Source organism: Herbaspirillum sp. ST 5-3 (genome assembly GCF_004804275.1).
GTDB lineage: Bacteria > Pseudomonadota > Gammaproteobacteria > Burkholderiales > Burkholderiaceae_D > Noviherbaspirillum.
In genome coordinates this window covers 114,340-132,370 of the sequence record NZ_STGI01000006.1, presented here as the reverse complement: position 1 = coordinate 132,370, position 18,031 = coordinate 114,340, and the positions used below count along the sequence as shown (strand labels likewise).

Here is an 18,031-nt window from a genome sequence, read left to right as displayed (position 1 = left end):
TTTTTATTCACGCCACACTGGAGTGATACATGAAAGCACTGCTCGATTTATTCAAGCAAGTTCAGCAAAGCGAACAATTCGACGCGATCAAGATTGGTCTTGCGTCACCCGAAAAAATCCGTTCCTGGTCCTATGGCGAAGTCAAGAAACCGGAAACGATCAACTACCGTACCTTCAAGCCGGAGCGCGACGGCCTGTTCTGCGCAAAGATCTTTGGCCCGATCAAGGACTATGAGTGCCTGTGCGGCAAGTACAAGCGCCTGAAGCATCGTGGCGTGATCTGCGAAAAGTGCGGCGTGGAAGTTACGCTCGCAAAAGTGCGTCGTGAGCGCATGGGTCATATCGAGCTCGCCTCGCCGACCGCGCACATCTGGTTCCTGAAATCGCTGCCGTCGCGCCTGGGCATGGTGCTCGACATGACGCTGCGCGATATCGAACGCGTGCTCTACTTTGAAGCCTACGTCGTGACCGATCCTGGCATGACCCCGCTGAAGAAGTGCCAGATCATGTCGGAAGACGATTACGCCGCCAAATACGAAGAGTACGGCGACGACTTCACCGCGTTCATGGGTGCCGAGGGCATTCGCGAATTGCTGCGTTCGATCGACATCGACCGCGAAGTGGAGACGCTGCGTCAGGAGCTGAAAGATTCCAAGTCCGAAGCCAAGATCAAGAAGTATGCGAAGCGTCTGAAAGTGCTCGAGGCATTCCAGCGTTCCGGCATCAAGCCGGACTGGATGATCATGGAAGTGCTGCCGGTGCTGCCGCCGGAACTGCGTCCGCTGGTGCCGCTGGACGGTGGCCGCTTTGCGACCTCCGACCTGAACGATCTGTACCGTCGCGTCATCAACCGTAACAATCGTTTGAAGCGCCTGATGGAATTGCGCGCGCCGGAAATCATTACGCGTAACGAAAAGCGCATGCTGCAGGAAGCTGTCGACTCGCTGCTCGACAACGGCCGTCGCGGCAAGGCCATGACCGGTGCGAACAAGCGTCCGCTGAAGTCGCTGGCTGAAATGATCAAGGGCAAGGGCGGCCGCTTCCGTCAGAACTTGCTCGGCAAGCGCGTCGACTACTCCGGCCGTTCGGTCATCGTGGTGGGTCCGCAGCTCAAGCTGCACCAGTGCGGTCTGCCGAAGCTGATGGCGCTCGAACTGTTCAAGCCCTTCATTTTCAACAAGCTGGAGCTGATGGGTCTCGCAACCACGATCAAGGCTGCGAAGAAGCTGGTTGAAGTGCAGGAACCGGTGGTGTGGGACATTCTGGAAGAAGTCATCCGCGAACATCCGGTCATGCTGAACCGTGCGCCGACGCTGCACCGTCTCGGCATTCAGGCGTTCGAGCCGGTTCTGATCGAAGGCAAGGCAATCCAGCTGCATCCGCTGGTCTGCGCGGCGTTCAACGCCGACTTCGACGGCGACCAGATGGCGGTTCACGTTCCGCTGTCGATCGAAGCGCAGATGGAAGCCCGCACCCTGATGCTGGCGTCCAACAATGTGCTGTTCCCGTCCAACGGCGAACCGTCGATCGTGCCGTCCCAGGATATCGTGCTGGGTCTGTACTACGCGACGCGTGAAAAGATCAATGGCAAGAACGAAGGCATGATGTTCCCGGACGTGTCGGAAGTGATCCGCGCGTACGACAACAAGGAAGTCGAGCTGACGACCCGTATCACCGTTCGCATCACCGAGTATCCGAAGGATCCGGCGACTGGCGAATTCGTGAAGACGATCAAGCGCTACGAGACCACGGTCGGTCGCGCCATCCTGTCGGAAATCCTTCCGAAGGGTCTGCCGTTCACCGTGCTGAACCGCGCGCTGAAAAAGAAAGAGATTTCGAAGCTGATCAACACGTCGTTCCGCAAGTGCGGCCTGCGTGCAACCGTCGTATTCGCCGACCAGCTGATGCAATCGGGCTTCCGCCTCGCAACACGCGCGGGCATTTCCATCTGCGTGGATGACATGCTGGTGCCGCCGCAGAAGCACACCATCATTGCGCAAGCCGAGCACGAAGTGAAACAGATCGAGCAGCAGTACGCTTCCGGTCTCGTAACAGCAGGCGAACGCTACAACAAGGTGGTCGACATCTGGGGCAAGGCCGGTGACGAAGTCGGCAAGGCGATGATGGAGCAGCTCAAGGTCGAAGATGTGGTCCGTCGCGACGGCACCAAGGGCACCCAGGAATCGTTCAATGCGATTTACATGATGGCCGACTCCGGTGCCCGCGGTTCCGCAGCGCAGATCCGCCAGCTCGCCGGTATGCGCGGCCTGATGGCTAAGCCGGACGGCTCGATCATCGAGACGCCGATTACCGCGAACTTCCGCGAAGGCCTGAACGTGTTGCAGTACTTTATCTCGACACACGGCGCTCGTAAGGGGCTGGCCGATACCGCGTTGAAGACCGCGAACTCCGGTTACCTGACCCGTCGTCTGGTCGATGTGACTCAAGACCTGGTCGTGACGGAAGATGATTGCGGCACCACCAACGGCGCTTCGATGAAGGCGCTGGTTGAAGGCGGCGAGGTGATCGAAGCCCTGCGCGACCGCATTCTCGGCCGCGTGGCCGCGACCGACGTCGTGAATCCGGAAACCCAAGAGACGCTGCTCGAAGCCGGAACCTTGCTGGACGAAGATGCCGTCGAAAATATCGAGCGTCTCGGCATCGACGAAGTCAAGGTCCGCACGCCGCTCACCTGCGATACGCGCTACGGCCTGTGTGCCAAGTGCTACGGCCGCGACCTCGGCCGCGGTTCCCTGGTGAACAGCGGCGAAGCGGTTGGTGTAGTTGCAGCACAGTCGATCGGCGAACCGGGTACCCAGCTGACGATGCGTACGTTCCACATCGGTGGTGCGGCATCGCGCGCGGCAGTCGCTTCGTCGGTCGAAGCCAAGTCGAACGGCACTGTCCGTTTCACCGCAACGATGCGTTACGTCACCAACGGCAAGGGCGAGCAGATCGTGATTTCGCGTTCCGGCGAAGTGCTGATTACTGACGATATTGGCCGCGAGCGTGAACGTCACAAGGTGCCTTACGGCGCGACTCTGCTGGTCAAGGATGGCCTTGCCATCAAGGCCGGTACCGCACTGGCGACTTGGGATCCGCTGACCCGTCCGATCATTACCGAATACACCGGTACGGTGAAGTTCGAGAATGTTGAAGAAGGTGTCACCGTTGCGAAGCAGATCGACGAAGTGACCGGCCTGTCCACACTGGTGGTAATCGACGCGAAGCGTCGCGGCTCGGCTACCAAGATACTGCGTCCGCAAGTGAAACTGCTGAACGAGAAGGGCGAGGAAGTGAAGATCGCCGGCACTGAGCATGCAGTGACGATCGGCTTCCAGGTTGGCGCGCTGATTACGGTGAAGGACGGTCAGCAGGTCTCGGTGGGTGAAGTGCTCGCACGTATTCCGACCGAGTCGCAAAAGACTCGTGACATTACCGGCGGTCTGCCGCGTGTGGCCGAGCTGTTCGAAGCACGTTCGCCGAAGGACGCGGGCATGCTGGCGGAAGTTACCGGTACAGTGGCGTTCGGCAAGGAAACCAAGGGCAAGCAGCGCCTGGAAATCACCGACATGGATGGCAACAAGCACGAGTTCCTGATTACCAAGGACAAGCAAGTGCTGGTGCACGATGGTCAGGTGGTGAACAAGGGCGAAATGATTGTGGACGGTCCGGCCGACCCGCAAGATATTCTGCGTCTGCTCGGTATCGAAGCGCTGGCACGCTACATCGTCGACGAAGTGCAGGACGTGTACCGTCTGCAGGGCGTGAAGATCAACGACAAGCACATTGAAGTGATCGTGCGCCAGATGCTGCGTCGCGTGCAAGTGGTCGATGCCGGCGATACTTCCTACATCCCGGGCGAGCAGGTTGAGCGTTCCGAGCTGCTGGATGAAAACGATCGCGTCATCGCCGAAGGCAAGCGTCCGGCAACGTACGAAAACGTACTGCTCGGCATTACCAAGGCGTCGCTGTCGACGGACTCGTTCATTTCTGCGGCATCGTTCCAGGAAACCACGCGTGTGCTTACCGAAGCCGCAATCATGGGCAAGAAGGATGGCCTGCGCGGACTGAAGGAAAATGTTATCGTCGGTCGCCTCATACCGGCTGGTACCGGCCTGGCCTACCATCGTGCTCGCAAGGAAAAGGAGTCGTGGGAAGCAGAAGAGCGGACAGCATTGTTGCAAGCCGAAGAGCAGGCGCGTGCTGCACACGGTGAGGAGGAAATCGCTGGCAGCCTGGGCACACCGGAGGGTGGCGAAGGCTGATCGAATCTGTTTCGATAAGACAAACGGCATCGAAGGCGACTTCGGTGCCGTTTTTTTTGGGAATGTTTGAACAGGCAGACATCAATCGGACGGCGCGCAGGCGCACGCTAGCTTCCGTCCCAGGCAGTCCTGTTATTTATCCTGTTTCAGCGGGCTCCCCCGGTCGATCACTTCCCGACAATCGCCCCTGAAGTTTGCGTTGTCATAGTCGGTCCAGCCATAACTATCGACATAGCGCTTATGCAACCTGAATTTCTTGTTTAGAAAGCTCCATTCCAGTTGCTCGGTGCTGTAATGGATATCGGCGAGGTCCAGCAATGAATGGAAGATATTTTCCGTTGCCAGCTTTGCGCGCTTGTTCTTCAGCAGCTGATTCACCTTGGCGGGATGTGTCGCGCGGTACAGATCGGAGTACCACACAAGCGCAGGCACATGAAACTCGAACTGCGTGTTATGTCCGTGGAAGGCGAGATTGCAGCTGCCATCGTAAAGCGTTTGCCCATGGTCGGACACGTACATCATGGCAGTCATTTGTTTCGTCGATTTCAGCTCGCCGATCACCTGTGAAAGAAACCAATCCGTATACAGAATGGAATTGTCATAGCTGTTGTTCAGCTGAGGTTTCATCGCGACGTCCGTATACGCCGGGTTGGCGATGCCGAAGAGGGACGGCTGCCATTTGTCGAATTCCTTTGGATACCGATGGCTGTAGTTCCAGTGGTTGCCGAGTGTATGCAGCACGATCAGTTTTTTCTTCGATGGATCCTTGATGGCGGCGCGGAGCGGCTCGAGCAGAATCTCGTCATAGCTTGAGTTATTGGTGAATCCGCCCAGATTCAGGAATTCGGTCACATCCGCTTCCTTTGCAAACACCGACACGGGCGTGTCGAATTGGCCATACGACATCTGGTTAGAAAGCCAGTAGGTCTTGAACCCCGCCTCCCTGAACGCCGTCAAGAACGACTTTTCCGAAAACCCGGCCTGTAAACTCTGGCGCGCCGGCTTGCGGGAAACCAGTACCGGTACGGACAAGCGTGTCGCGGAAACCGCAGTCACCACATTCGAAAAGCTGACCAGGTTCTGTTCTTTTTTCAACAGGGGATTGGTTTCGCGCTTATAGCCGTTCAAGCTCCAGCGATCGTAGCGCGACGACTCGCCAATCACCATCACAACCACTTGTGGAATATCGAGCGTGCCGGCCTGATGGGCGCCAAATGTGAATAAACTGCTCTTGTGCGCCAGTTCGGCAAGGTATTTGCGTTCCTTCCAAAACTCATGGCCGCGCAGCGCGAGACCAAACGGCCAGGTCGATCCAAACGTGGTGACGTCAAAGGGAACTTGGGCCCATGCAGACACCTTTGGCAAGCGCGGCTCATGGGCTGGATTTGATGCCATCGCGGATTCGCTGGCCTCGCGAGCGATCTCGCTGCTGCCATCGCTGCTTGCCGGAGCCGATGCGGTCTCGATGCCGAATTCCTGTCCGTACATCCATATTCCCATTCCGCCGGCCAGCACGACAATCGTCGCCCAACGGGAGACATCGTCCCAATCCAGATCGCGCGTCCTGAATGCTGCCTCCCAGCTCAACCACCACCAGGCAATGATGCCAACTGCCACCGCGCCGAGCAGCCATGCTCTGTTCCCGAGAAACTCCAATGCTTCCTTCGGACTCGTCTCGGCAATGATCCCCAGATGATGAGTCGAAATTCCCTGGTTGTAATAGATATTCAGGTAAATCTCGATCGGCAGCGCCAGAAACGCGGGCGTGAGTAGCCAATGAAACCAGGCCGGTCGCTTGAATACTGCCCATATAGCCAGCCATGCGACAAACTCCATCGCAATAACACGCGCAGGATTTTCCACCGGCCGCCCAAATAGCAGCGGCATGAATGGTACCGCTGACAAAGTCAGGTAGGTAAGAAGGATAAAAAGATTGGCCGGACGTAGCTGGGGATGCATGACTTCAATCAAAACCTGTGCCCGCAACGCAAAGTCGCCGCGGAATGCATCAGTTTATGACGAGAAAGTATTTGCTGCCATCAATCCGAGTACCTTGTTGCTGCATTGCGCGGCAACGTCGTCTTCGGGTGAAAGCCGGCGTCAGATGGCTTCGCAGGAAAACCGAAAGCCACGGAAAAGGTTGCACATTCGAACTTCATCGCCTAGTCTGGTTGACGGAGCGCAGTTATGAGGATATACTCGCGAGTTCTCGATTTTAGGCTACCCAAGGCCTAAGCGTTCTTTGGTCAGTTTTCCCGCCTTTCGTAACGCTTATCCCTTTTGCCCCGAATCGAAGCCCTTGGGGCGCAATGATTTCCCCCTCTTGGTTCCGGACAATCGTTTTCGGAGCTGTATTTTTATTAACGTTGTAATTTTGTTGGATTTAGACCGATGCCAACCATCAATCAACTGATTCGCAGGCCGCGGGTTTCCGCTGCTGTGAAGAGCAAATCGCCGGCGCTGGAAAACAGCCCGCAGAAACGCGGCGTTTGCACCCGTGTGTACACCACGACTCCGAAGAAGCCGAACTCGGCGCTCCGTAAGGTTGCCAAGGTACGCCTGACCAACGGTTTCGAAGTCATTTCGTACATCGGTGGTGAAGGCCATAACCTGCAAGAACATAGCGTCGTGCTGATTCGCGGTGGCCGTGTGAAAGACTTGCCGGGTGTGCGTTACCACATGGTGCGTGGCGCGCTGGATACCCAGGGCGTCAAGGATCGCAAGCAGGCCCGTTCGAAGTACGGTGCCAAGCGCGCAAAAGCCGGCGCAGCCAAGAAGTAATCAAGTTTTCCGCAAGGAGGTTCGCCTCCCGGTGCTTCACCGCGCGGATTGTGAGTCGGCCCCGAATGGGTCGAGTAAGTGGATGGTCATGATGGCCTCCGCGAGCGAGCAGCAAACCACTCAGTGCTGCAGCTCAACTGAAGAGTGAAAGGAATCGAAATGCCACGTCGTCGTGAAGTCCCGAAACGGGAAATTCTGCCAGATCCGAAGTTCGGCAATGTTGATGTCGCGAAATTTGTCAACGTCCTGATGCTGTCCGGTAAGAAATCGGTCGCCGAGAACATCATCTACGGTGCGTTTGACCACATCAAGCAAAAATCCGGCAAGGACCCGCTGGAAGTGTTCACCGCCGCAATCAACAATTGCAAGCCGATGGTCGAAGTGAAATCCCGTCGCGTTGGCGGTGCCAACTATCAGGTTCCGGTGGAGGTCCGCCCGGTTCGTCGTATGGCGCTGTCCATGCGCTGGTTGCGCGAAGCCGCCAACAAGCGCAGTGAGAAGTCGATGCCGCAACGTCTGGGTGGCGAATTGATGGAAGCCGCTGAAGGCCGCGGCGGCGCGATGAAGAAGCGTGACGAAGTGCATCGCATGGCAGAAGCCAACAAGGCGTTCTCTCACTTCCGTTTCTGATTGTAATTTGAATAGTAGCCTTCGCATCGTTGAAGGCCCAGCAATGTAAATCGGTCAAAACCGGGCGCATCTCTTGCATAAAGTGGCGCTCGGTTTTCGACCATTAAAAGACTTAGGATTGAATATGGCTCGCAAGACCCCCATCGAGCGCTACCGCAATATCGGTATCTCCGCTCACATCGATGCCGGTAAGACAACCACTACCGAGCGTATCCTGTACTACACCGGTGTTAACCACAAGATCGGTGAAGTGCACGACGGCGCTGCGACCATGGACTGGATGGAGCAGGAGCAAGAGCGCGGCATTACCATTACCTCCGCTGCGACGACCTGCTTCTGGAAGGGCATGGCCAACAACTTCCCCGAGCATCGCATCAACATCATCGATACCCCGGGTCACGTTGACTTCACCATCGAAGTGGAGCGTTCCATGCGTGTGCTCGACGGCGCCTGCATGGTGTATTGCGCAGTGGGTGGCGTGCAGCCGCAGTCCGAAACGGTTTGGCGCCAGGCCAACAAGTACGGCGTGCCGCGTCTCGCATTTGTCAACAAGATGGACCGTACCGGCGCGAACTTCTTCAAGGTCTACGAGCAGATGCGCGCTCGCCTCAAGGCGAACCCGATTCCGGTGCAAGTGCCGATCGGTGCTGAAGAAAACTTCGAAGGCGTGGTGGACCTCGTCAAGATGAAGGCAATCTACTGGGACGACGCTTCCCAAGGCATGAAGTTCGACTACCGCGACATTCCCGAGAACCTGAAGGCCATCTCGGCCGAGTGGCGCGAAAAGATGGTCGAGGCAGCTGCCGAGGCTAACGAAGAACTGATGAACAAGTACCTTGAAGAGGGCGACTTGTCCGAGGCCGAAATCAAGAAGGCGATCCGCATGCGCACTATCGCCGGCGAAATCGTCCCGATGATGTGCGGCACCGCGTTCAAGAACAAGGGCGTGCAAGCGATGCTGGACGCCGTGATCGAATACCTGCCTGCTCCGACGGACATCCCGCCGGTCAAGGGTTTGGACGAGAACGAAGAGCCGGCTGTGCGCAAAGCGGACGACAATGAAAAGTTCTCCGCGCTCGCATTCAAGATCATGACCGACCCGTTCGTCGGCCAGTTGATCTTCTTCCGCGTCTATTCCGGCGTGGTGAATTCCGGCGACACCGTTTACAACCCGGTGAAGGGCAAGAAAGAACGTATCGGCCGCTTGCTGCAGATGCACGCGAACCAGCGCGAAGAAATCAAGGAAGTTCGCGCAGGTGACATCGCCGCTGCGGTTGGCCTGAAAGAAGCAACCACTGGCGAAACCCTGTGTGATCCGGAATCCGTGATCACGCTGGAGCGCATGGTATTCCCGGAGCCGGTAATCTCCCAGGCTGTCGAGCCGAAGACCAAAGCCGACCAGGAAAAAATGGGTATCGCTTTGAATCGTCTTTCGCAGGAAGATCCGTCGTTCCGCGTCAAGACCGACGAAGAGTCCGGCCAGACCATTATTTCCGGTATGGGCGAACTGCACCTCGAAATTATTGTTGACCGTATGCGTCGTGAGTTCGGCGTGGAAGCCACTGTCGGCAAGCCGCAGGTGGCATACCGTGAAACGATTCGCAAGACCTGCGAAGAGATCGAAGGCAAGTTCGTCAAACAGTCCGGCGGTCGTGGTCAATACGGTCACGTCGTTCTGAAGATCGAACCGCAAGAACCCGGCAAGGGCTTTGAGTTCGTCGACGCGATCAAGGGTGGTGTCGTTCCGCGCGAATACATTCCTGCGGTTGAGAAGGGCATTATCGATACGCTTCCGACGGGCGTTATGGCGGGCTACCCGGTTGTCGACGTCAAGGTCACGCTGATCTTCGGTTCCTACCACGACGTGGACTCGAACGAAAACGCGTTCCGCATGGCCGGTTCGATGGCGTTCAAGGATGGCTGCCGCAAGGCCAATCCGGTTCTGCTTGAGCCGATGATGGCAGTTGAAGTCGAAACCCCGGAAGAGAAAATGGGCGATGTGATGGGCGACTTGTCGTCCCGTCGCGGCATGATCCAGGGTATGGACGACATCCCGGGTGGCGGCAAGATTGTTCGCGCCGAAGTTCCGCTGTCCGAAATGTTTGGCTACTCCACCACGCTGCGTTCGCTGACCCAAGGTCGCGCAACGTACACGATGGAATTCAAGCACTACGCAGAAGCGCCGAAGAACGTTGCTGACGCCGTCATCAGCGCCAAGGCCAAGTAAAGCCGATTGCCGGCCGCATTCAGCGGTCGGCAATCGCAATTCAAGACAACTTAACAAATCGTTCTTTTTGAAGGAAATCTAAAATGGCAAAAGGCAAGTTTGAGCGGACGAAGCCGCACGTGAATGTGGGCACGATTGGTCACGTTGACCATGGCAAGACCACGTTGACTGCAGCGATCGCAACCGTGCTGTCGAGCAAGTTCGGCGGCGAAGCGAAGAAATACGACGAAATCGACGCGGCACCGGAAGAAAAGGCGCGCGGCATCACGATCAACACCGCGCACGTCGAATACGAAACTGCCAACCGCCACTACGCGCACGTCGACTGCCCGGGCCACGCCGACTATGTGAAGAACATGATCACCGGCGCCGCACAGATGGACGGTGCGATCCTGGTGTGCTCGGCCGCCGACGGCCCGATGCCGCAAACCCGCGAACACATCCTGCTGGCCCGCCAGGTTGGCGTGCCGTACATCATCGTGTTCCTGAACAAGTGCGACATGGTGGACGACGCCGAGTTGCTCGAGCTGGTCGAAATGGAAGTGCGCGAATTGCTGTCGAAGTACGAATTCCCCGGCGACGATCTGCCGATCATCCGCGGTTCGGCCAAGCTGGCACTCGAAGGCGACAAGGGCGAACTGGGCGAGCAAGCCATCATGAAGCTGGCTGATGCGCTGGACAGCTACATCCCGACACCGGAGCGTGCCATCGACGGCGCCTTCCTGATGCCGGTGGAAGACGTGTTCTCGATCTCTGGCCGCGGTACCGTGGTGACCGGTCGTGTCGAGCGTGGCATCGTCAAGGTCGGCGATGAAATCGAAATCGTCGGCATTCGCGACACCCAGAAGACCACCTGCACGGGCGTGGAAATGTTCCGCAAGCTGCTGGACCAGGGTCAGGCAGGCGACAACGTTGGCGTGCTGCTGCGCGGCACCAAGCGTGAAGACGTCGAGCGTGGCCAGGTGCTGGCCAAGCCGGGTTCGATCACGCCGCACACCCACTTCACGGGCGAGATCTACGTGCTGTCGAAGGAAGAGGGTGGCCGCCACACCCCGTTCTTCAACAACTACCGTCCGCAGTTCTACTTCCGTACCACGGACGTGACGGGCGCGATCGAGCTGCCGAAGGACAAGGAAATGGTAATGCCGGGTGACAACGTTTCGATCACGGTCAAGCTGATCAACCCGATCGCGATGGAAGAAGGCCTGCGCTTCGCAATTCGCGAAGGCGGTCGTACCGTCGGCGCCGGCGTCGTTGCCAAGATCATTGAGTAATTTGGGTGCAGGATTGACTTCCGCTCTTTGATTAAATATTGCCGCGGGTGAGTATTCGCTCGCGGCTCGCTCTTTTAAGGATAAACCATGCAAAACCAGAAAATCCGCATCCGCCTGAAGGCATTCGACTATCGCCTGATCGACCAGTCCGCACTCGAAATCGTGGATACCGCCAAGCGCACCGGCGCCGTAGTAAAAGGCCCCGTTCCGCTGCCGACGCGTATCCAGCGTTTCGACGTGCTGCGCTCCCCGCACGTAAACAAGACGTCGCGTGATCAGTTCGAGATCCGCACACATCAACGCCTGATGGACATCGTCGACCCGACGGACAAGACGGTCGATGCGCTGATGAAGTTGGACCTCCCGGCTGGCGTGGACGTGGAAATCAAGCTGCAGTAATGGATTAAGCATTATGCGACGCACATACCACAATTTTCCATATAAGTGGATTGTGGTATGAAAAAAAGCGGGTTATAATGCTTGGCTTCGGTATTGGCACGGAAGTCCGTGCCAATACGTTTTGGTAGTACAAACATCAGCCCCGCCCAATCGCAGGCGGGAATGGAGAAAACAATGAGCCTGGGCCTTGTTGGTCGCAAGGTTGGTATGATGCGCATCTTCACGGATGACGGGGATACGATTCCTGTAACCGTGCTGGACGTGTCAAACAACCGCGTGACGCAAATCAAAACTGACGAAACAGATGGCTATACCGCTGTTCAAGTCACCTTCGGTCAGCGCCGTGCTTCCCGCGTCAATAAAGCGGCGGCCGGTCACCTCGCGAAAGCGGGCGTGGAAGCTGGTACTATCCTCAAAGAATTCCGTATCGACGCAGCCAAGGCTGCTGAACTGAAAGCCGGCGACAACATCGCTGCAAGCATGTTCGAAGCCGGTCAGAAAGTGGACGTGCAAGGTGTGTCCATCGGTAAGGGCTATGCGGGTACGATCAAGCGCTACAACTTCAGTTCTGGCCGCGCTACCCACGGTAACTCGCGTTCGCACAATGTGCCTGGTTCTATCGGTATGGCGCAGGACCCGGGGCGTGTGTTTCCAGGTAAGCGCATGACCGGTCATCTTGGTGATGTCGTCACCACTGTGCAAAACCTCGAAATCGCTCGCGTTGACGCTGAGCGCCAGCTGCTGCTGGTCAAGGGTGCCGTGCCCGGTGCAAAGAACGGTCAAGTGATCGTTCGTCCCGCCGTCAAAGTTAAAGCAAAGAAGGGAGCCTAATCGATGGACCTGAAGCTCCTGAATGACCAAGGTCAAGCTGCTTCGAATGTTGCTGCGCCAGATACCATTTTTGGCCGTGATTATAACGAAGCGTTGATTCACCAGGTCGTGGTTGCATACCAAGCAAATGCGCGCAGCGGCAACCGCAAGCAAAAAGATCGTGAAGAAGTAAGCCACACGACCAAGAAGCCGTGGCGCCAAAAAGGCACCGGCCGCGCTCGTGCAGGTATGTCCTCTTCGCCACTGTGGCGCGGCGGCGGTCGTATCTTCCCGAATAGCCCGGACGAAAACTTCTCGCACAAAGTCAACAAGAAGATGTATCGCGCAGGTGTCTGCTCGATCCTCTCCCAGTTGGCACGCGAGGGCCGCTTGTCGGTGGTGGAGAGCCTCTCCGTCGATGCGCCGAAGACCAAGCTGCTGGCGCAAAAGCTGAAGGGTATGGGGCTGGACTCCGTGCTGGTTATTACCGATAACCTCGACGAAAACCTGTTGCTGGCTTCCCGCAATCTGCCGAACGTGCTGGTTGTCGAGCCGCGTCATGCTGATCCCGTTTCGCTGGTGTTCTACAAGAAAGTTCTGATCACCAAGCCGGCATTGGCAAAGATTGAGGAGATGCTGGCATGAGCGCGATCGTTAAGCACAGCGAAGAACGTTTGATGAAGGTGCTGCTCGCTCCGGTGATTTCGGAGAAGGCTACTTTCGTTGCTGAGAAAAATGAGCAAGTTGTTTTCCGTGTCGCTCCAGACGCAACCAAGCCTGAGATCAAGGCAGCTGTTGAGCTGTTGTTCAAGGTGCAGGTGGAGTCGGTTCAAGTCGTGAATCGCCAAGGCAAGCAAAAGCGTGCCGGTCGTTTCACTGGCCGCCGTAATCACACGCGTCAGGCTTATGTCTGCCTGAAACCGGGCCAGGAAATCAACTTCACCGAGGAGGCTAAATAATGGCACTCGTGAAAATGAAACCGACGTCGGCCGGTCGCCGCGGGATGGTCAAGGTCGTTAATCCCGATCTGTACAAAGGCCGTCCGTTTGCAGCCCTCGTCGAAAAGAAATCGAAGACCGCTGGTCGTAACAACAATGGTCACATCACCACCCGCCACATTGGCGGTGGTCACAAGCATCACTACCGCGTTGTTGACTTCCGTCGCAACAAGGACGGCATTCCGGCGAAGGTCGAGCGTCTTGAATATGATCCGAACCGTAGCGCGCATATCGCTCTGTTGTGCTATGCCGACGGTGAGCGTCGCTACATCATCGCTCCGAAGGGCGTCGCTGTAGGCGATCAACTGATGAATGGTTCCGAGGCTCCTATCAAGTCTGGTAACTGCCTGCCGATTCGCAATATTCCGGTCGGCACAACCATGCACTGTGTTGAAATGCTGCCGGGTAAGGGCGCGCAAATGGCGCGCACGGCTGGCGCCGGTGTGGTTCTGATGGCGCGCGAAGGCACTTATGCTCAAGTTCGTTTGCGTTCCGGCGAAGTACGTCGCGTGCATATCGAATGCCGTGCAACAGTTGGTGAGGTCGGCAACGGCGAACACAACCTGCGCAAGATTGGCAAGGCTGGTGCGACCCGCTGGCGCGGCATCCGCCCAACGGTTCGGGGCGTGGTAATGAACCCGATCGACCACCCGCACGGTGGTGGCGAAGGGCGCACTTCCGCTGGTCGTCATCCGGTTTCGCCATGGGGCCAGCAGACCAAGGGCAAGAAGACGCGTAGCAACAAGCGCACGACTTCGATGATCGTCTCTCGCCGTGGCAAGAAATAAGGGGTAACACATGACACGTTCATTGAAAAAAGGGCCGTTCTGTGACGCCCACCTGATCAAAAAGGTCGAAGCCGCTCAGGCGTCGAAAGACAAGAAGCCGATCAAGACCTGGTCCCGCCGCTCGACGATCATGCCGGACTTTATCGGCTTGACAATCGCGGTGCATAACGGCAAGCAGCATGTGCCGGTCTATGTTTCTGAGAACATGGTTGGTCACAAGCTCGGCGAATTCGCGCTGACCCGTACGTTCAAGGGTCACGCCGCTGACAAGAAGGCTAAGAAATAAGGTCCGATATGGAAACTAAAGCTACCCTCCGTGGCGCGCGCCTGTCGGCCCAAAAAGGCCGCCTTGTCGCCGATCTGATCCGCGGTAAAAAAGTTGATCAAGCGTTGAACATCCTCGCCTTCAGCCCGAAAAAAGGCGCGGTCCTCATCAAGCAGGTTCTGGAGTCCGCAATTGCGAACGCCGAACACAACGATGGTGCGGATATCGACGAGCTGAAGGTGACGACGATCTACGTCGAAAAAGGTACGGTCATGAAGCGCTTCATCGCGCGCGCTAAAGGCCGTGGTGATCGCTTCTCGAAGCAAACCTGTCACATCTACGTGACTGTCGGTAACTAAGGAGTCACGATGGGACAGAAAATTCATCCGACCGGCTTCCGTCTTTCGGTTACGCGAAATTGGGGTTCCCGCTGGTACGCTGGCAATAGCAATTTTGCCACGATGCTCAACGAAGATCTCGACGTTCGTGCTTACTTGAAGAAGAAGCTGAAGAACGCATCCGTAGGCCGTATCGTCATCGAGCGCCCGGCGAAGAACGCACGCATCACCATTTACAGCTCCCGTCCAGGCGTTGTCATTGGCAAGAAGGGCGAAGATATCGAAATTCTGAAGTCCGACCTCACCAAGCTGATGGGTGTGCCGGTTCACGTCAATATCGAAGAAATTCGTAAGCCGGAAGTCGACGCGCAGCTGATCGCCGATTCGATTGCGCAACAACTCGAAAAGCGCATCATGTTCCGCCGTGCGATGAAGCGCGCAATGCAAAATGCAATGCGCCTCGGCGCGCAAGGCATCAAGATCATGTCTTCCGGCCGCCTGAATGGTATTGAAATCGCTCGCAAGGAATGGTATCGCGAAGGCCGCGTGCCTCTTCACACCTTGCGTGCCGATATCGATTACGGTTTCGGTGAAGCGGAAACAACCTATGGCATCATCGGCATCAAGGTCTGGGTCTATAAGGGCGATCGACTTGCCAGCGGCGAGGCCCCGACGATTGAAGCGCCGGCTGACGAAGAGAAGAAGCGCCGTGGCCCGCGTCGTGACGATGGAAAGCCGGGCGGACGTCCGCGCGCCAAGAAGCCTGAGGGCTCCGAGGGCAGTTCGGCCACTACACCGGCTGCCAAGCGCGTCCGTGCCCCGAAAAAGGCTGACGGCGCGGCACCGGCTGAGAAAGCAGGAGAATAATCATGCTGCAACCAGCACGCAGAAAATATCGTAAAGAGCAAAAAGGCCGCAACAAGGGCATTTCGCATGAACGTGGCACCGCGGTCTCCTTTGGTGAATTCGGTCTGAAGGCAATCGGCCGTGGTCGTATCACGGCGCGCCAGATTGAAGCGGCGCGTCGTGCGATGACCCGTCACATCAAGCGCGGTGGTCGTATCTGGATCCGCATTTTCCCGGACAAGCCGATTTCGCAGAAGCCGGCTGAAGTGCGTATGGGTAATGGTAAGGGCAACCCCGAGTACTACGTGGCTGAAATCCAGCCGGGCAAGGTGTTGTACGAAATGGACGGCGTTGATGAAGCACTGGCACGCGAGGCATTCCGCTTGGCTGCCGCCAAGTTGCCGCTCGCGACCACGTTTGTGCTCCGCCAAGTCGGACAATAACAGGAGTGAAATATGAAAGCATCTGAACTCCGCGGCAAGGATCAGCCGGCTCTCCAAAAAGAGCTTAACGAGTTGCTCAAGGCGCAGTTTGGCCTGCGTATGCAAATCGCCACGCAGCAGCTGAACAACACCGCACAACTCAAGAAGGTGCGCCGCGATATCGCGCGCGTGAAGACGGTCATGAATCAGAAGGACGCCAAGTAATGAACGATCAAGTGAAACAGTCGCTCAAGCGCACATTGATTGGCAAGGTGGTCTCCGACAAGATGGACAAGACCGTCACCGTTCTGGTCGAGCGCCGCGTCAAGCATCCGCTGTACGGCAAAATCGTGGTGCGTTCGAATAAATATCACGCGCACGACGAGGCTAACCAGGCGAAAGAAGGCGACACTGTTGAGATTCAAGAGGGTCGCCCAATTTCAAAGACGAAAGCATGGTCTGTGACTCGCGTGGTCCAGGTCGCGCAGATCGTCTGAAAATAGTAGTTGCGAGCCCGGCATTTTACTGTCATAATGCTGGGCTTGGTTCTTGCAAAGCTTCTTTGGCAGGAGCCTGTTGCAGTGCCCTGCAGTTCGAAAAGTCGCGCAGTTAGCAATTGCGCTGCAGTAGTTTTTGTAACCGTCCACCTAATCGGCACGGCTTAGCTAAGTCGGCTGACAGGACCAAGACTGACCGCAAGCCCGCGTGGGCGGTTGAGCGGATTAAGTTGGGAAAGAAAATACTATGATTCAAACTGAAAGCCGGCTCGAAGTAGCCGACAACACGGGTGCGCGTGAAGTCATGTGCATTAAGGTGCTGGGTGGTTCAAAGCGCCGCTATGCCAGCATTGGCGACGTTATCAAGGTGACTGTTAAAGTTGCGGCGCCACGTGGTCGTGTAAAAAAAGGCGAAATCTATAACGCCGTGGTCGTCCGTACTGCTAAAGGTGTGCGTCGTCAAGATGGTTCGCTGGTTAAGTTCGATGGCAATGCAGCTGTGTTGCTGAATAACAAGCTTGAGCCGATCGGCACGCGTATTTTTGGGCCCGTAACGCGCGAGTTGCGTACGGAGCGCTTCATGAAGATCGTGTCGCTCGCACCCGAAGTTCTGTAAGGAGTCGTCATGGATAAGATTCGAAAAAACGACGAAGTCATCGTCCTGGCCGGTAAGGATAAGGGTAAGCGCGGCGTGGTCAAGCAACGTGTAGGCGCCGACTACGTCGTGGTTGAGGGTGTCAACGTAGCCAAGAAGGCGATGCGGCCGAACCCGATGACTGGTACAACTGGTGGCATCGTTGACAAACTGATGCCGATTCACGTGTCCAACGTTGCATTGTTCAATGCGGCGACTGGCAAGGCAGATCGCGTGGGCGTCAAAGAAGTGGATGGTAACAAGGTTCGCGTCTTTAAGTCCAATGGCGAAGTCGTTAAGGTGTAAGGCATCATGGCCCGTCTCCAACAATTCTATAAAGATAAAGTCGTCGCCGACTTGACCGGCAAGTTTGGTTATAAGTCCGTGATGGAAGTCCCGCGTCTGACCAAGATCACCCTGAATATGGGCTTGTCGGAAGCGGTTGCTGACAAGAAGATCATCGAGCACGCAGTCGGCGATTTGACCAAGATTGCAGGTCAGAAGCCGGTGGTGACGAAAGCTCGCAAGGCAATTGCAGGCTTCAAGATCCGCGAGGGCTATCCGATTGGCTGCATGGTGACTCTCCGCGGTGCGCGCATGTACGAGTTCTTGGATCGTCTGATTACCGTTGCGCTGCCCCGCGTGCGTGATTTCCGAGGCGTTTCGGGTCGCGCGTTTGACGGTCGTGGCAATTACAACATCGGTGTGAAAGAGCAGATCATTTTCCCCGAGATCGAGTACGACAAGATTGACGCGCTTCGTGGGATGAATATCAGCATTACCACGACTGCGAAGACCGACGACGAAGCGAAAGCGCTCCTCGCCGCATTTAAATTTCCGTTCAGAAACTGAGG

At 56.7% G+C, this 18,031-nt stretch carries 20 protein-coding genes; 19 read left to right on the top strand and 1 reads right to left on the bottom strand.

The features are described 5' to 3' along the window. Nucleotides 1-29: 29 nt before the first annotated feature. Nucleotides 30-4,268, top strand: coding sequence for a DNA-directed RNA polymerase subunit beta' (gene rpoC / locus E6W33_RS13750; protein WP_136417884.1), 4,239 nt, complete (start codon nucleotides 30-32; stop codon nucleotides 4,266-4,268). 132 nt (nucleotides 4,269-4,400) lie between these two features. Here the strand turns inward: rpoC and E6W33_RS13745 are convergent, their stop codons facing one another. Continuing rightward, entirely contained in the window at nucleotides 4,401-6,155 is a 1,755-nt protein-coding gene (locus E6W33_RS13745; RefSeq protein ID WP_348983161.1) for a phosphoethanolamine transferase, read from the bottom strand. Nucleotides 6,156-6,659: 504 nt separating this feature from the next. Here E6W33_RS13745 and rpsL point away from each other — a divergent pair. From rpsL to rplE, 18 genes are all read left to right on the top strand, one after another. Next, nucleotides 6,660-7,049 (top strand): 30S ribosomal protein S12, encoded by a 390-nt coding sequence (gene rpsL, locus E6W33_RS13740; RefSeq protein WP_136417882.1) that lies wholly within the window; start codon nucleotides 6,660-6,662, stop codon nucleotides 7,047-7,049. A gap of 159 nt (nucleotides 7,050-7,208) precedes the next feature. Then, a complete protein-coding gene (rpsG, locus tag E6W33_RS13735) occupies nucleotides 7,209-7,679 on the top strand; it encodes a 30S ribosomal protein S7 (RefSeq protein ID WP_136417881.1) in 471 nt (156 codons plus the stop codon). Nucleotides 7,680-7,803: 124 nt separating this feature from the next. Then, complete coding sequence (gene fusA, locus E6W33_RS13730; protein WP_136417880.1) at nucleotides 7,804-9,906, top strand: elongation factor G; 2,103 nt, start codon at nucleotides 7,804-7,806, stop codon at nucleotides 9,904-9,906. 83 nt (nucleotides 9,907-9,989) lie between these two features. Further along, nucleotides 9,990-11,180: an elongation factor Tu gene (gene tuf / locus E6W33_RS13725; RefSeq protein WP_136417879.1), complete on the top strand. Its 1,191-nt coding sequence runs from the start codon at nucleotides 9,990-9,992 to the stop codon at nucleotides 11,178-11,180. Nucleotides 11,181-11,267: 87 nt separating this feature from the next. Next, nucleotides 11,268-11,579, top strand: a complete 312-nt coding sequence (gene rpsJ / locus E6W33_RS13720; RefSeq protein ID WP_089400500.1) for a 30S ribosomal protein S10 — start codon at nucleotides 11,268-11,270, stop codon at nucleotides 11,577-11,579. Between the two features lie 174 nt (nucleotides 11,580-11,753). Next, nucleotides 11,754-12,410, top strand: coding sequence for a 50S ribosomal protein L3 (gene rplC, locus E6W33_RS13715; protein ID WP_136417878.1), 657 nt, complete (start codon nucleotides 11,754-11,756; stop codon nucleotides 12,408-12,410). A gap of 3 nt (nucleotides 12,411-12,413) precedes the next feature. Beyond that, nucleotides 12,414-13,034 carry a 50S ribosomal protein L4 gene (gene rplD / locus E6W33_RS13710; RefSeq protein ID WP_136417877.1) on the top strand — a complete coding sequence of 207 codons (621 nt, stop codon included), beginning with the start codon at nucleotides 12,414-12,416 and terminating at the stop codon, nucleotides 13,032-13,034. Next, nucleotides 13,031-13,348, top strand: a complete 318-nt coding sequence (gene rplW / locus E6W33_RS13705; RefSeq protein WP_136417876.1) for a 50S ribosomal protein L23 — start codon at nucleotides 13,031-13,033, stop codon at nucleotides 13,346-13,348. Before rplD ends, rplW begins: the two co-directional genes overlap by 4 nt. Beyond that, complete coding sequence (rplB, locus tag E6W33_RS13700; RefSeq protein ID WP_136417875.1) at nucleotides 13,348-14,175, top strand: 50S ribosomal protein L2; 828 nt, start codon at nucleotides 13,348-13,350, stop codon at nucleotides 14,173-14,175. The genes rplW and rplB overlap by 1 nt, the downstream gene beginning before the upstream one ends. Nucleotides 14,176-14,185: 10 nt before the next feature. Beyond that, nucleotides 14,186-14,461, top strand: a complete 276-nt coding sequence (gene rpsS, locus E6W33_RS13695; RefSeq protein ID WP_088710709.1) for a 30S ribosomal protein S19 — start codon at nucleotides 14,186-14,188, stop codon at nucleotides 14,459-14,461. An 8-nt stretch (nucleotides 14,462-14,469) separates the two neighbouring features. Next, nucleotides 14,470-14,799 carry a 50S ribosomal protein L22 gene (rplV, locus tag E6W33_RS13690; protein WP_136417874.1) on the top strand — a complete coding sequence of 110 codons (330 nt, stop codon included), beginning with the start codon at nucleotides 14,470-14,472 and terminating at the stop codon, nucleotides 14,797-14,799. A gap of 9 nt (nucleotides 14,800-14,808) precedes the next feature. Beyond that, a complete protein-coding gene (gene rpsC, locus E6W33_RS13685) occupies nucleotides 14,809-15,645 on the top strand; it encodes a 30S ribosomal protein S3 (RefSeq protein ID WP_136417873.1) in 837 nt (278 codons plus the stop codon). Between the two features lie 2 nt (nucleotides 15,646-15,647). Then, nucleotides 15,648-16,067 (top strand): 50S ribosomal protein L16, encoded by a 420-nt coding sequence (rplP, locus tag E6W33_RS13680; RefSeq protein ID WP_136417872.1) that lies wholly within the window; start codon nucleotides 15,648-15,650, stop codon nucleotides 16,065-16,067. Nucleotides 16,068-16,079: 12 nt separating this feature from the next. Continuing rightward, nucleotides 16,080-16,271, top strand: coding sequence for a 50S ribosomal protein L29 (gene rpmC, locus E6W33_RS13675; RefSeq protein ID WP_136417871.1), 192 nt, complete (start codon nucleotides 16,080-16,082; stop codon nucleotides 16,269-16,271). Beyond that, nucleotides 16,271-16,543, top strand: a complete 273-nt coding sequence (gene rpsQ, locus E6W33_RS13670) for a 30S ribosomal protein S17 (RefSeq protein WP_057289731.1) — start codon at nucleotides 16,271-16,273, stop codon at nucleotides 16,541-16,543. The genes rpmC and rpsQ overlap by 1 nt, the downstream gene beginning before the upstream one ends. A 247-nt stretch (nucleotides 16,544-16,790) precedes the next feature. Next, nucleotides 16,791-17,159, top strand: a complete 369-nt coding sequence (gene rplN / locus E6W33_RS13665; RefSeq protein WP_040039188.1) for a 50S ribosomal protein L14 — start codon at nucleotides 16,791-16,793, stop codon at nucleotides 17,157-17,159. A gap of 9 nt (nucleotides 17,160-17,168) precedes the next feature. Next, nucleotides 17,169-17,483 (top strand): 50S ribosomal protein L24, encoded by a 315-nt coding sequence (rplX, locus tag E6W33_RS13660; RefSeq protein ID WP_136417870.1) that lies wholly within the window; start codon nucleotides 17,169-17,171, stop codon nucleotides 17,481-17,483. Between the two features lie 6 nt (nucleotides 17,484-17,489). Further along, entirely contained in the window at nucleotides 17,490-18,029 is a 540-nt protein-coding gene (gene rplE / locus E6W33_RS13655; protein ID WP_136417869.1) for a 50S ribosomal protein L5, read from the top strand. Nucleotides 18,030-18,031: the final 2 nt, after the last annotated feature.